The organism is Cupriavidus sp. SIMBA_020 (assembly GCF_046535395.1).
In the GTDB taxonomy this organism is placed as follows: domain Bacteria; phylum Pseudomonadota; class Gammaproteobacteria; order Burkholderiales; family Burkholderiaceae; genus Cupriavidus; species Cupriavidus campinensis.
This window is the reverse complement of the sequence record NZ_JAWRWU010000758.1, coordinates 1-265: the sequence shown is the minus strand read 5'-3', so window position 1 is coordinate 265 and position 265 is coordinate 1. Positions and strand designations below refer to the sequence as shown.

Genomic DNA, 265 nt, shown 5'->3' with positions numbered 1-265 from the left:
CCGGCTTGCCGAGTTCGCGCTTCGCCTTCGCGAACAGCAGCGCGCCCGGCACGTAGAGCAGGGCAGACAGCAGCAGGTACTTGACGCCTGCCGCGTAGAGCAGCCACACCGTGTACGTCACCGCGAGCGCGGCGATGCAGCCGTCCTTGCGGCGTGCGCGGGCGTCGGCTCCATAGGTTTCGCCGCGCACGACGAGCAGGAGCGCATAGGCGGCCGACCAGAAGTACGGGATCAGGATCATCGACGTCGACAGATAGATCAGCGA

At 66.8% G+C, this 265-nt stretch carries 1 pseudogene; it reads right to left on the bottom strand.

Annotation, left to right across the window (positions count from 1 at the left end):
- Positions 1–265, bottom strand: a pseudogene (locus SB751_RS31380) (arginine-ornithine antiporter); the annotation flags it as partial.